The organism is Actinomycetospora rhizophila (assembly GCF_042657905.1).
GTDB classification, from domain to species: domain Bacteria; phylum Actinomycetota; class Actinomycetes; order Mycobacteriales; family Pseudonocardiaceae; genus Actinomycetospora; species Actinomycetospora rhizophila.
In genome coordinates this window covers 19,931-32,718 of the sequence record NZ_JBHSKG010000012.1, presented here as the reverse complement: position 1 = coordinate 32,718, position 12,788 = coordinate 19,931, and the positions used below count along the sequence as shown (strand labels likewise).

Annotated in this window: 14 protein-coding genes; 5 read left to right on the top strand and 9 right to left on the bottom strand. The window is 75.0% G+C overall.

The features are described from left to right. Positions 1 to 82: 82 nt before the first annotated feature. Together ACFPK1_RS20950 and ACFPK1_RS20945 are read right to left on the bottom strand one after the other, a co-directional pair. Positions 83 to 1,363 carry an acyl-CoA dehydrogenase family protein gene (locus tag ACFPK1_RS20950; RefSeq protein WP_378022884.1) on the bottom strand — a complete coding sequence of 427 codons (1,281 nt, stop codon included), beginning with the start codon at positions 1,361 to 1,363 and terminating at the stop codon, positions 83 to 85. Between the two features lie 71 nt (positions 1,364 to 1,434). Next, entirely contained in the window at positions 1,435 to 2,625 is a 1,191-nt protein-coding gene (locus ACFPK1_RS20945) for a CaiB/BaiF CoA transferase family protein (protein WP_378022883.1), read from the bottom strand. A 58-nt stretch (positions 2,626 to 2,683) separates the two neighbouring features. On the opposite strand from ACFPK1_RS20945, the gene ACFPK1_RS20940 reads away from it, so the two are divergent. Both ACFPK1_RS20940 and ACFPK1_RS20935 read left to right on the top strand, forming a co-directional pair. After that, the gene (locus ACFPK1_RS20940) at positions 2,684 to 3,130 is read left to right on the top strand and encodes a MarR family winged helix-turn-helix transcriptional regulator (protein WP_378022882.1); all 447 of its coding nucleotides are present in this window, start codon (positions 2,684 to 2,686) and stop codon (positions 3,128 to 3,130) included. Beyond that, positions 3,127 to 4,548 (top strand): MFS transporter, encoded by a 1,422-nt coding sequence (locus ACFPK1_RS20935; protein ID WP_378022881.1) that lies wholly within the window; start codon positions 3,127 to 3,129, stop codon positions 4,546 to 4,548. The genes ACFPK1_RS20940 and ACFPK1_RS20935 overlap by 4 nt, the downstream gene beginning before the upstream one ends. Positions 4,549 to 4,554: 6 nt before the next feature. Here the strand turns inward: ACFPK1_RS20935 and ACFPK1_RS20930 are convergent, their stop codons facing one another. Beyond that, positions 4,555 to 5,805, bottom strand: coding sequence for a hypothetical protein (locus ACFPK1_RS20930; RefSeq protein WP_378022880.1), 1,251 nt, complete (start codon positions 5,803 to 5,805; stop codon positions 4,555 to 4,557). A gap of 319 nt (positions 5,806 to 6,124) precedes the next feature. On the opposite strand from ACFPK1_RS20930, the gene ACFPK1_RS20925 reads away from it, so the two are divergent. After that, complete coding sequence (locus ACFPK1_RS20925) at positions 6,125 to 6,550, top strand: hypothetical protein (RefSeq protein WP_378022879.1); 426 nt, start codon at positions 6,125 to 6,127, stop codon at positions 6,548 to 6,550. A 102-nt stretch (positions 6,551 to 6,652) separates the two neighbouring features. Here ACFPK1_RS20925 and ACFPK1_RS20920 read toward each other — a convergent pair whose 3' ends face one another. The 4 genes from ACFPK1_RS20920 to ACFPK1_RS20905 all read right to left on the bottom strand — a co-directional run bounded on the left by ACFPK1_RS20920 (position 6,653) and on the right by ACFPK1_RS20905 (position 9,672). After that, on the bottom strand, positions 6,653 to 7,210 hold the full coding sequence (locus ACFPK1_RS20920) for a bifunctional nuclease family protein (protein WP_378022878.1): 558 nt from the start codon (positions 7,208 to 7,210) through the stop codon (positions 6,653 to 6,655). Positions 7,211 to 7,287: 77 nt separating this feature from the next. Continuing rightward, entirely contained in the window at positions 7,288 to 7,725 is a 438-nt protein-coding gene (locus ACFPK1_RS20915) for a hypothetical protein (protein ID WP_378022877.1), read from the bottom strand. A gap of 252 nt (positions 7,726 to 7,977) precedes the next feature. Further along, on the bottom strand, positions 7,978 to 8,832 hold the full coding sequence (locus ACFPK1_RS20910; protein WP_378022876.1) for an oxidoreductase: 855 nt from the start codon (positions 8,830 to 8,832) through the stop codon (positions 7,978 to 7,980). A 75-nt stretch (positions 8,833 to 8,907) separates the two neighbouring features. Next, positions 8,908 to 9,672 carry a dihydrodipicolinate synthase family protein gene (locus ACFPK1_RS20905; protein WP_378022875.1) on the bottom strand — a complete coding sequence of 255 codons (765 nt, stop codon included), beginning with the start codon at positions 9,670 to 9,672 and terminating at the stop codon, positions 8,908 to 8,910. A gap of 305 nt (positions 9,673 to 9,977) precedes the next feature. On the opposite strand from ACFPK1_RS20905, the gene ACFPK1_RS20900 reads away from it, so the two are divergent. Then, on the top strand, positions 9,978 to 11,057 hold the full coding sequence (locus ACFPK1_RS20900; RefSeq protein ID WP_378022874.1) for a hypothetical protein: 1,080 nt from the start codon (positions 9,978 to 9,980) through the stop codon (positions 11,055 to 11,057). Positions 11,058 to 11,114: 57 nt separating this feature from the next. Here ACFPK1_RS20900 and ACFPK1_RS20895 read toward each other — a convergent pair whose 3' ends face one another. Together ACFPK1_RS20895 and ACFPK1_RS20890 are read right to left on the bottom strand one after the other, a co-directional pair. Beyond that, positions 11,115 to 11,285, bottom strand: a complete 171-nt coding sequence (locus ACFPK1_RS20895; RefSeq protein ID WP_378022873.1) for a hypothetical protein — start codon at positions 11,283 to 11,285, stop codon at positions 11,115 to 11,117. Continuing rightward, a complete protein-coding gene (locus ACFPK1_RS20890; RefSeq protein ID WP_378022872.1) occupies positions 11,279 to 11,635 on the bottom strand; it encodes a hypothetical protein in 357 nt (118 codons plus the stop codon). Before ACFPK1_RS20890 ends, ACFPK1_RS20895 begins: the two co-directional genes overlap by 7 nt. Positions 11,636 to 11,884: 249 nt before the next feature. Here ACFPK1_RS20890 and ACFPK1_RS20885 point away from each other — a divergent pair, with 249 nt between their 5' ends. Next, complete coding sequence (locus ACFPK1_RS20885; protein WP_378022871.1) at positions 11,885 to 12,706, top strand: FadR/GntR family transcriptional regulator; 822 nt, start codon at positions 11,885 to 11,887, stop codon at positions 12,704 to 12,706. Positions 12,707 to 12,788 lie beyond the last annotated feature (82 nt).

Below are 12,788 nucleotides of genomic sequence, written 5' to 3'. Positions count from 1 at the left end.
CGGGACCTGCGACGTCCGGCGCCGTTGTGGACCTCCCCAACCCCATGTGAGCACTTTCCGGCCCTCGAGGGCCGGAAAGTGCTCACGTAGCCATCAGCGGGTGCTCGAGCTCGTCGGCGAAGCGGGCGAGGGCGGCGGCGCGGCGGGTGGGGACGTGCTCGGTGGGCACGTCGGTCGGCGCGTAGTCGCGCAGCAGGCGCCGGGCGACGCTGACCCGGTGCACCTCGTCGGGGCCGTCGTAGATCCGCGCGGCCCGGGACCACCGGTACATCTGCTCGAGCGGCATGTCGGTGCTGAAGCCCAGCGAGCCGTGGATCTGCACGGCGCGGTCGAGCACGTCGTGGAGCACCTGCGCGCCGTGGTACTTGATCATCGCGATCTCGGTGCGCGCGGCCGGGGCGCCGACCTGGTCGATGCGCCACGCCGTGTGCAGGGTCAGCAGGCGCGCCGACTCGATCGACGCCGCGCTGTCGGCCACCCAGTTCTGCACGGTCTGCTTGTCGGCGAGCGGCCCGCCGTGCACGGAGATCGACACCGCCCGCTCGGCGAGCATGTCGAAGGCGCGCCGGCAGACCCCGATCCAGCGCATGCAGTGGTGGATGCGCCCGGGGCCGAGCCGGCGCTGCGCGAGCGTGAACGCCTCGCCGCGTGCGCCGAGCAGGTTGTCGGCGGGGATGCGCACGCCGTCGTAGACGACCTCGCCGTGCGCCCACACCGGGTTCTCGCCGCCCGGGTCGTTCATCAGCCCGAGGTCGCGGACGCGGATGCCCGGCGCGTCCCCGGGCACGAGCAGCATCGACATGCGGCGGTGCGGGTCGGCGTCGGGCTCGGTGACGGCGAGGACGATGTGCAGGTCGCCGCGCGAGGCGTTGCCGACCATCCACTTCCGCCCGGTGATCACCCACTCGTCCCCGTCGCGCTCGGCGCGGGTGGTGAACTGGCGCGGGTCGGAACCGGTGCCCTGCTCGGTCATCGCGAACGCCGAGAGGATGCGCCCGTCGAGCAGCGGGTCGAGCCAGCGGCGCTTCTGCTCCTCGGTGCCGGCCAGCGCGATCAGCTCGGCGTTGCCCGAGTCGGGCGCCTGGCAGCCGAAGACGAACGGCGCGAGCTCGCTGCGCCCGAGCACCTCGTGCAGCAGACCGAGCTTGAGCTGGCCGAACCCCTGGCCGCCGAGCTCGGGATCGAGGTGCGCCGCCCACAGGCCCCGCTCCTTGACCCGCTCCTGCAGGGGCCGCGCGAGGCGGCGGAACGACGCGTGGTCGAGGTCGAGCACCTCGAGCGGGTAGATCTCCTCCTCCAGGAACGACCGCGCCCAGTCGAGCTCCGCCGCGAATCCCGGTTCGGTCGAGAAGTCCCACGCCATGGTCGGCGACGCTAGGCACGCACCCCGGCCGCGGCGATGTGACGCACGCCGGACGTTGGAGGTCCCTCCAACTAGATCACCCCGCGCGCCCGCAGGTCGGCGCGCGCGGCGTCGTCGATCCCGATCTCGGCGAGCACCTCGTCGGTGTGCGCCCCGAGCGGCGGGCCGAGGTGGTCGACGCGCGCCTCCACCCCGGACAGGCGCGGCACCGGCATCTGCACGAGCAGGCTCCCCAGCTCCTCGTCGTCGACGCGCCGGAACACCTCGCGGGCGACCATCTGCTCGTCGGCGACGAGGTCGGCGACGGTGTACACCGGCCCCGCGGCGATCTCGGCGGCCGCGAACACCGCCATCGCCTCCTCCTGGGTGTGCCGCGCGACCCACTCCGCGACGACCGCGTCGACCTCGCCGGCGCGGGCGAGACGGCGCTGCGGGTCGGCGAAGTCCGGGTCCTCGGCGAGGTCGGGGCGCCCGATCGCCCGGAAGACGCGCAGCGCCACCGTCGGCGCGCTGCCCGACATCGCGATCCAGCGGTCGTCGGCGGTGCGGTAGGTGTTGCGCGGCGCGGAGATGTCCCAGCGGTTGCCCATCCGCCCCGGCACGGTGCCGGTCGTGTCCCAGGTGAGCAGCGACTGCTCGATCAGCCGGGCCAGCGGGTCGACGAGGTTGACGTCGATCAACCGGCCCTCTCCGCCGCGGGTGTCGCGCTCGTAGAGGGCGGTCATCACCGCGTACGCCGCGGTCAGCGAGGCCACCCCGTCGGCGAGCATGAACGCCGGCAGGGTCGGCGGACCGCCGGGCTCGCCCGTGAGGTGCGCGAACCCGCTCATCGCCTCGCCGACCGTGCCGAAGCCCGGGTGCTCCGCCTTCGGCCCCGCGAGCCCGAACCCGGTGACGTGCAGCATCACCAGGCGCGGGTTGCCGGCGCGCAGCCGCTCGTGGTCGAGGCCCCAGCGGCGCAGGGTCGCCGGGCGGGTGTTGGCGACGACGACGTCGCAGCTCGCGGCGAGGCGGCGGGCGAGGTCCTGGCCGTCGGGGGTGCGCAGGTCGACGGTCACCGACCGCTTGTTGCGGGCCACGCTCTTCCACATCACGCCGACGCCGTCGCGCTGCACGCCCCAGCCGCGGATCGCGTCGCCGACCCCGGGCGGCTCGAGCTTGACGACGTCGGCACCGAACTCGCCCAGGTAGGTCGCGGTGAGCGGACCGGCGGCGAGCGAGGCCATGTCGAGCACGCGCAGGCCGGCGAGAGGGAGCGTCACCGGATCACGGTATCCGCGGCATTCGTCAGGTCAGACTGAACAGTCTAGACTGATGAACGTGACGGAGACCCGGGAGCTGAGCGCGTCGGCGGTGCGGGCGGCGCACGAGGTGCGCGTCGTCGTCGGACGGTTGCGGCGCCGGCTGCGCGAGTCGCACCAGGCCGGGGAGCTGACGCTCACGCAGACCTCGCTGCTCAGCCGGCTCGAGCGCGAGGGCCCGCGCACCGCCAGCGAGCTCGCGGCCGCCGAGGGGATCCGCCCGCAGTCGGTGGCCACGTCGACGGGCGCGCTGGAGGAGCGCGGGCTGGTGACGCGCCGCCCCGACCCCGGCGACGGCCGCCGCCAGCTGCTGACGATCTCGCCGTCCGGGCGGGAGCTGATCGACAGCACGCGCGCCGCCCGCGAGGAGTGGCTGGCGGTGGCGCTGCAGGAACGCCTCACCGAGGACGAGCGCGGCACCGTCGTCGCGGCGATGGCGCTGCTGGACCGGGTGACCGGCCGGTGACGACGGCGCTGCAGCGGCTCAGTCCGCATCGTCAGCCGTCGAAGGACCACTTCGACCGCCGCCTCATCACGCCGATGGTCCTCGGCGCGATCCTCAACCCGATCAACTCGACGATGATCGCGGTGGCCCTGATCCCCATCGGGATCGCGCTGGGCGCCCCGCCGTCGCAGACCGCCTGGCTGGTCTCCGGGCTCTACCTCGCCACGGCGATCGGCCAGCCGGTCGTCGGGCGGCTGGTCGACCTGTTCGGGGCGCGCCGCCTGTTCCTCGCCGGCGCGGCGCTGATCGGGATCGGCGGGCTGCTCGGGGCGCTCGCGCCCTCGATCCAGGTGCTCGTCGTCGCCCGGGTGCTGCTCGGGCTCGGGACGTGCGCCGGCTACCCGGCGGCGATGACGCTGATCCGCGGCGAGGCCGACCGCACCGGGCGCGACAGCCCGGCCGGCGTCCTCACCGTCCTCGCGGTGGCGACGCAGACGGTGGCGGTGATCGGCCCGACGCTCGGCGGCTTCCTCATCGGTGTCGGCGGGTGGCGGGTGACGTTCACCGTCAACATCCCGCTCGCGCTCGCCTGCCTCGTGCTCGGCGCGCTGTACCTGCCACGGTCCGCGTCCGCGCGCCAGGGCGTCCGGGCCGTCGCCCGCGCGGTCGACCCCGTCGGGATCGCCCTGTTCGTGGCGACGCTCGTCGCGCTGCTGCTGTTCCTCACCCACCTGCGCGCGGACCTGTGGTGGCTGCCGGTCCTGTCGGTCGCCGCCGGCGCGGCGCTCGCGTGGTGGGAGCTGCGCACGCCGCTGCCGTTCCTCGACCTGCGCCTGCTCGGCGGCAACCTCCCGCTGCTCGCGACGTACGCCCGCTCCCTGCTCGCCGCGATCTCGTCGTACGCGTTCCTCTACGGCTACACCCAGTGGCTCGAGGAGGGCCGCGGGCTGTCGCCGCAGCTCACCGGCCTGGTCCTGCTGCCCGTGTTCGGCGCGGCGATCGTCGTCTCGACGGTGACGGGGCGGCGGCGCGAGATCCGCGGCAAGCTCGTCGCGGGCGCGGTCGGCCAGGTCGTGGTCGCCGCGCTGCTGCTCGTGCTCGACGCGGGGAGCGCGCTCTGGCTGATCCTCGCCCTCTCGCTCGTCGCCGGGCTGCCCCAGGGGCTGAACAACCTCGCCAACCAGAACGCCGTCTACCACCAGGCCGACCCCGCCCGGATCGGCTCGTCGGCCGGGCTGATGCGCACGTTCTTCTACCTCGGCGCGATCGTCGCGTCGGCCACCACCGGCGTCGTGTTCCGCGACGGCGCCACCACCCCCGGCATGCACGAGTTGGCGGTCGTCATGCTCGCCGCGGCGGCGCTCTTCCTCGTGCTGACGCTCGTGGACCGCTCGCTCGCCCGCGTGGCCCGGGACGCGGACGCCCCCGACCCCGCGTGAGCGGGCTCAGACCCGCGTGACCTCGGCGCGCCAGGCGTCCTCGACCGGCAGGCGGACCGTGGGCAGCGAGGCCCGCTCCTCGCGGCGCGACTCGACGGCCAGGATCGCGCGCTGGGCCCGCGGGACCAGGTCGGCGTCGGCGCGGTCGAGGGCGGCGGTGAGCCACCGCAGCGCGCCGCCGTCCCAGCGTCCGGGCTCCGGGGTGTGGGCCGCGGAACGCGCCGCGAGCACGACGCCGAGCCGGTAGAGCGCCTCGGGCTCGAAGTCGTCGGGCGGCACCTGGGTCGCGAGCCACAGCGCCACCTGCCCCTCGCCGCGCGCCAGGGCGACCCGCGCGACGCGGGCCCGCTCCTCGGGACCGAGCCGGTGCCACAGGTCGCGGGCGAGGTCCTCGGAGACCGGCCAGGCCCCGGCGTCGCCGTCGGCGAGGTGGGAGAAGAGGCGGTCGGCGGCCAGCCTCGACCGGCCCCGCGCACCGGGGACGGCACGCAGCACCCGCAGGCCGCCGTGGTCGGCGCGCAGCAGGTCGCGCGCCGTGCGCCGCAGCTCGCCCCGGTCGGCGGGCGGCGCGCCGAGGGCCGTCAGGGACAGCGGGGCGACCTCGGCGAGCAGCGCGGGCGTGAGCGGGAGCGGGACGCCGAGGCGCTCCCAGTCGACGGCGGTGCGCAGCAGCGCGAGCGGGACGCGGGACGACCAGCCGACGGGGTCGAGCACCGCGCGCGCCCGGGCCACAGGCCGGATCTCCTCGCCGATCGGGCCGGGCGGCATCGCGATCGTCGCGGCCTCGAGCCGGGCGCGCGTCGGGGCGGCGAGGTGGGCGTCGAGGAACGTGCGGCGGGTGGTCAGGGCGAGCCGGACGCCCCCGCCGAGGGCGCCGAGGAGGGCGTCGTCGACCTGGTCGAGCAGGGCCGGCGGCGCGTCGTCGGCGGCGATCACGACCGGCCGCGCGCGCGTCGCGATCGTGCGCGCGGTCCGGACGACGGCCGCGAGGTCGACGGCGTGCGGGTCGGTGACGGGCAGGAGCAGGCGGTCGCCGAGCATCCGGCGCAGCGCCCGGTGCAGCGCGCGGGAGGAGCCGGCGAGGCGGTCGCCGACCACGACGACGAGCGGCCGGTCGGCCCCGAGCGCGTCCTCCAGCGCGTCGTCGACCGCGCGCGGGCGGTACGGCACGGACGCCTGGGCGTCGTGCACCCCGAGGAGCTCCGGGCCGGCCTCCGCCATCGGCGTCGGCGCCCGGGACCCCTCGCGTGCTCTCACCACCGAAGTGTCGGCAGAGAAACACCGAAGGACCAGTCACCGGTGTGGTTGTCACCCGTTTGCTCGGCGCGTCAGGTCCGGACGGGGCGTCGGACGGGTCTTGGATCCGCGTCCCTGCCAGCGCCACCCGACGGAGTGGTCGCCGGGCCACGATCGGGCCCCGCGTCCGAGCCACACCGTGACCGCGACCCGGGCGCCGGACGGGTCCCCGTCCGTTCCCGGACCTCTCCGACAGGTGTGAATCCGTTCACCGTGGCAACCCTGTGCCCTACGCCGATCAGCCCAGCGTGAGAGAGCGCTGGGCGCACGGAGGTGCCCCATGGGACGTCACACCCGCCCCGACCGGACCGCCGGCGACGCCGCGAGCGAGCCGGTCCGCCCACGGCGGATCGCCCTCGCCGTCCGGCACACGATCCCGGCGCCCGCCACGCCGCCGGGTGCCGACGTCACCACCCTGACGATCCGCCCCCTCGGACCCACGCCTGCGCTGCGCGTGGACACCGCGGTCCCGCCCGCCGGGCCGCCGGCCCGACTGAGCCGCCGCGACCGGCGAGCGGCCCGCCAGGAGGAGGCCGACCGGGCCGCGCTCGCCGCGCGGATCGACCGCGCGCGCCGACGGAATCGCCAGGTGGCCGCATCGGGCGTTCCCGCGCCCCGGTCCGCGGACCCGTCGTCGATCAGCGGACCGCTCTCGATCGACGCCATCGCGGCGGCGCGTCCACCCTGGAGCGCGCAGCTCGGGTGATCCGGAGCGCGCGCCGCCCGGACCAGGGCGCGCTGCCAGGGTTACTGGCTGGTATCTCTCGCTGAGCGAGCGATACCAGCCAGTAACCGCCGTCCGCCGGCGCTACTGGTCCTTGTCGGTGCGGAAGTCGTCCGGCGTCGCGTCGGACAGCGCGCGGCGCAGGGCCTCGACCTCGTCCTCGACGTCGGCGGGCGGCGTGGACGACGGGTCGGCCTCGTCGGGCTCGTCCTCGGTGCCCCCGACCGTCGCCACCGCGTTCGCGGGCAGCGCGGCCTCGGCGAGCACGTCCTCGGACGCCTCGATCGGGCAGCCCTGGTGCACGGCCAGCGTGACCGCGTCGCTCGCGCGGGCGGACACCGACCGCGTCCCGCCGTCCGCGGTGACCAGGTCCAGCTCGGCGTGGAACTGGCCCTCGACCAGCGCCGTCAGGCGCACCCCGGTCAGCTGCGCCCCGAACGCCTCGACGGCGTCCAGCAGCAGGCGGTGGGTCAGCGGGCGCGGCAGCGTGGCCGCGACCTCCGCCGCCGCGAGCGCGGTCGCCTCGGGCGCCCCGATCCAGATCGCGAGGTACCGACGTCCCCCGCTCTGCTCACGCAGCAGGAGCACCGGGTCCTCGCTCCCCTGCTCCTGCCCCACACCGGCGACCTCGACCACAGCCATGTCCCCCACTATCCGCTCGCCCGCCACCCGACGTCGACCGCGGCTTGCCCTGTGAGCGAACAGCGAGATCCTCGGCGTCACCGCACCGAGGCGATCCCCTCGCCCAGCCGGGTCACGGCGGTGCGGGTCTCGCCGATGGCGGCGATGCAGGTCGGGGTGTCGGCCGGGGCGACACCCGCGGCGCAGCCGGCGCGCACGTAGTGCTCGTGCCCGGTGCGCACGGCGGCGACGGGGTCGGTGATCTCGCGGTCGTCGGGTCGCGCGCCGGCCGCGGCGTTCCCGACGTTGAGGACCTCTTCCTCCCACCGCCCGCAGGCCGGCCACTGCCGGGTCAGGTCCGCGACCGTGTAGCAGGGGTCCTGCTGGACGAGCCGGAGCTTGGTGCGCGCCGCGTCCAACAACCCGTCGGGCCGCGCGGCGGGTGCCGACGTGCCCTCGGTGTACTCGGTCGAGCACCCGGCGAGCGCGAGCACGGCGAGGAGCAGCCCGGCGACGACCCGCCCCGTTGCGATCACCGACTCACGGTGGCAGGGGCGCAGTGGCATCGCCACCGCGGGCACCCGGGCGCGGGAGCACGGCGGCGCGGGACACGGGGCGGCGGCACGCGGGGTGTGCCAGCGATGCGGCCTTGCTGGCACTCAACGCCAGGATCGCCACACGCTCGCTCGCGCGACACGCCGAGCGCAGGCCGGCGAGGAGATCACGGGCAACTGGTGCACCCGGCCAGACGCTCGTCGGTGGACGAGGTGCTCGTGATCAATGACTCGTCAGCCCGCCGCCGGGAAGTCCGTGTCGCTGCCCAGCGCCTCGACGGCGTCGACCTCCGCGAGACGCGCCTTGTAGGTCTGACGCACGTTCTCGAACGCGTTCGGTCCGAGCGGGAGGCGCAGGGGCGGGTCGGCGAGGTCGGCGACCTCGAGCACGACCTGCGCGGCCCGCTCGGGGTCGCCGGGCTGCGTGCCGTGCAGCGCGAGGAACTTCTCGCGGGACTCGTCGAGCACCGCTGAGTACTCCGGCATCCCCTCCGGGCGTGCCGGCGAGCGGCCGGCGAAGTCGGTGCGGAAGGGCCCCGGCTCGATCATCGTCACCTTGATGCCGAAGCCCTTGACCTCGGCCGCGAGCCCTTCCGACATGCCCTCGAGGGCGAACTTGGTCGCCGAGTAGATCGAGCCCCCGAGCGCCGAGCGCACGCCCGCGAGCGACGACATCTGGATCAGGTGCCCCGACCCCTGCGCCCGCATCACCGGCAGCACCGCCCGCGTGAGGGCGAACGGCCCGAAGACGTTGACCGCGAACTGGTCGCGGATCTGCTCCTCGGTGAACTCCTCGAACGCGCCGCGGCTGCCGTACCCGGCGTTGTTGACCACCACGTCGATCCGCCCGAACTCGGCGACCGCGAACTCGACCGCCGCGGCCACCTGCCCGTCGTCGGTGACGTCGAGGGTCGCGAGGCGTGCCCGGTCCGGCGCCTCCTTCGCGAGGTCGGCGATGTCGTCCACCCGCCGTGCGGTCGCGACGACCCGGTCCCCGCGCTCCAGCGCGGCCCGCGCGATCGCGCGCCCGAACCCGGTGCTCGTGCCGGTGATGAGCCAGACCCGCCCGGCTCCGTCCTGCGGCGCCATCGCCGTCTCCTCCCGCTCCTGGACCGTCGCCGTCGAGTCTGCCCGCCACCGGCCCGGCTGCTCCGGAGACGGCGCTCACCCCATGCGGACGACCTCCGAGGTTCCGAAGCGGCGTGCGACGAGGTGCTTCACCCCGCGCGGGAAGTCCTGCTCGGAGGTGACGTGCGCGGCGGCGAGCGCCCGCTGGGCCGCCGCGTCGCCGGCGAAGGCCTCGACGCAGCGCTCCGGCTCGGCGTTGGCGAGCGCGAGGATCGCCCCGGCGCCGCCCAGCAGGCCCGTGAGCAGCAGCATCGCCGACGACCCGGTGTAGAGCGGGCCGTCGTAGACCTCGAGGGTGGCCAGCAGCCGGGTCGGGTCGCCGGTCGAGTCCTTGCAGCCCGCGACGGGCAGCGCCGGCAGGGTCTCGAGCGGGATGCCGGGCGGGGCGACGGCCGGGAAGTGGTACGCGAGCGCGGGCAGGTCGCCCGCCGCGTCGGCGACCGCGCGGTAGTAGCCGGTCGGGTCGGCCAGGCCTCGCGGAGTCCGGGCGATGACGGCGTCGACGCCCGTCTCCCGGGCCGCCGCGGTCAGCCGGGCGGCCTGGTGGGTCGAGGACGCGCCGGTCCCGCCGACGACCACGGTGTCGGGCACCGCGGCCCGTACCGAGCTGAACAGCGCGAGGCGTTCGTCGTCGTCGAGGGCGTCGGCCTCGCCGGTGGTGCCGGCGACCACGATCGCGGTGGCGCCGAGCTCGACAAGCTGGGCGGCGAGCTTGCCGGTGCCGTCGTGGTCGACCTGTCGGGTGTCGTCGAACAACGTCACCAGGGCGACGCCGACGCCGCGGAACACGGGCTCGGCCATGGCCGGTCCTCCTCTGCGGGAACGGACGTGCAGGGCTGTGACCACCAAGTTCGCTCACGGAACGCCAGGACGCGAGAGGCATCCCGGTGAGCGGATCGCGCGACGTTCCCGCCTGTGGGTGGCGGGCGAACCTCCTCGTGGAGATCTCACACCATCGTGACGCCCTCGTTACCTGCTCATGGGGCGAGGCGTTGGGCCATTTGGCGTAAGGGGGACGCCCGGTTTCCCTCATCGCTCCCCACAGATCCGGGCACGCAGAAGGGGGACACCCCATGGGCGCTCACACCGCTCCCCGCACCCTCCCGATGACCATCGTCGCCCGCTTCGCGGGTCGTGGCGCACTCACGGCCGCCGCGGCGCTGGCCCTGCTCGGCGGCGGCGCCAGCATCGCCAACGCCACGGAGTCGCACTCCCAGGAGCATTGCGACGACACCGAGCACCACGGCGACGACGGCCGCGGCGCCGGTGACAACGGCGGCTCCGACGGCGGCGACGAGTCGTCCGCCGACGGGGGCGACGACACCGACGGCGACGCGACCGACGGCGACGCGACCGACGGCGACGCGACCGACGGCGACGCGACCGACGGCGACGCGACCGACGGCGACGCGACCGACGGCGACGCGACTGACGGCGACGCGACCGACGGCGACGGCGACGGCGGCACCGACGGCGACGGCGGCGGCCTGCTCGACCCGATCGTCGGCGGCGGCGACACGGACGGCGCCGACGCGGACGCCGGTGGCACCGATGGTGACGACGCCGACGGTGGCGACGCGACCGAGGGCGGCACCGACGGTGGCACGGACACCGACGGCGGCGGCCTGCTCGACCCGACCCTCGACGCCGTCGACGGCGACGAGCCGACCGACGGCGGCACCGACGGCACCGACGGCACCGATGGCGACGGCACCGACGCCGACGGCACCGGTGAGGACCCGATCGGCATCATCCAGCCGGTCACCGACATCGTCGACGACGTCACGGGCGACGCCACCACCCCGGTCACCGCGCCGGTGAACGAGGTCGTCGACACGATCATCCCGCCGGGCACCCCGGACACCCCGGCCGAGGGCACCGCCCCGGTCGGCATCACCGACCCCCTCACCGACGTGGTGGACGAGGCCCTCGGCGGGGCCACCACCCCGATCACCGACCCCGTCGACGACCTCGTCAACGAGGTCATCGCCCCGGTCCAGTCGGGCACCGGCATCCTCGAGCCCACCAGCGAGGTCGTCAGCGACGTCACCGACGGGGCCACCACCCCGGTCACCACGCCGGTGAACGACATCGTCAACACGATCATCCCGCCGGTCCCGGCGCCGACCGAGCCGGCGCCCGCTCCCGCGCCCGGCCTGCTCGACCCGATCCTGAGCATCTTCTAGTCCGACAGCACCGTCAGCGAGCCCCGGTCACCCGATGCGGCCGGGGCTCGCCGGCGTTCAGCCCCGGCGGCGAGGCCCCCGATGGCGGGCCAGCTCGTCACGCTCCCGACGCAGCGCGGCGATCTGACGGTCGTAGGCGTGGAGGGAACGCCGGTTCAACTGCTGCCCGAGCAGCATCCCGAGCGCGAAGACGGTGCCGGCCGCGACCAGCACGACGATGGTCACCACGACGGCCCCCTCGCCTCGAGCACGACCCCGTGCGTCGCGAACGGAGCGGCCCCGGCCGGACGCTCGTCACCCGGCGGACCGCCCGTCACCAGCACGAGCACCCCCAGCAGCAGCACCCCGACGAACGCCACCGCCACCAGCCACAGCACCAGCCGCCACAGCGCGACCACGACGGCCGCCGCCAGGAACACGGCCACGATCGCCCCGCTCGATCCGCCGGACGGCGCCTGGCGCACCGTCTGGTCGACCTCCGCGGCACGCGCCGGCGTCGCCGCCCCAAGCACGCCGAGCGCCGCGATCCCGAGGACCACCGACGCCCAGCGGGCCACCTGCACCCCGATCACCTTCATCCCCGACCCCCTTCCGGGAGTGCCTGAGCCGCGAGAACGACTCGAGGTCATGGTGTGGACGACATCACTTGTCTGTCAAGCTGCAACTGATGTCCGACATCAGGTCGCGGACGTCTGGGTCGGACAGCAGACCAGAGCTTCCCGAAACGACCCAGAAGGGGTACGTTGTCCGACATCCTTCAGCCGTGAGTCGCCGCGGCGGACCACCGACGACGCCTCCCAGCCGCTGCTCTGCCGTCAGGAGTTGTCGTGACCGACGAGATGCCCTCCGGGCGCGGCGAGGACGAGGACGACCCCCGCTGGGAGCTGCCGAACGAGCGCAAGCCGGTCCCCGAGCTCGTCAGCGACCGCGTCGCGGAACTCGTGCAGACCGGCGAGCTGCTCCCCGGCGAGCGCCTGCCGACCGAGCCGCTCCTGGCCCGCCGCTTCGGGGTCGCGCGCAGCTCCGTGCGCAGCGGTCTCCAGCGCCTCCAGGCCCGCGGTGTCGTCGAGGTCAACCGGGGACGCGGCTGGTACGTCGCCGAGGACCCGCACCCGCAGGTGCCGCCGATCGACGACCCGGCCTCCGAGCGGGAGTTCGACGATCTCGAGGTGATGGAGGTGCGCATCGCGCTGGAGGGCATCGCGGCGGCGCTCGCCGCCGCCCGCGCCGCGGGCGTGCCGGGCAAGGTCGACGAGATCGCCAAACGCAGCCGGGAGCACCGCGAAGCCGCCCACGACGACCCGGACGCCCTCCTCCGCACGGACAAGGCCTTCCACCTCGCCGTGGTCGAGGCCGCCGGCAACGACTTCCTCACCGCGGTCTACGGCTCCCTGGTGCCCCGCGTCGACGGGTGGCGCCGCGAGAGCTTCACGACGCCCGAGGTGCACGACCGTTCGGCCACTGAACACGACCAGATCGCCTTCCAGATCCGACGGGGCGACGAGGTCGGGGCGCGCATGACCATGACCGGGCACCTGCTCGGGCACTACCGGGCGCTGTCGCGCGAGCGTGAGCGGGACGTGGAGCCGGCGAGCTTCCCCGCCTTCGTCGACGCGACGGACTCGCCGGACTGGCAGCAGAAGAGCTGACGCACCAGGTCGTGGCGTTCGACGGTTGAACCTGGAGGCTCTCCCGCTCAGGATGGACGTCAGCCACCTGGGGGAGGCTCTC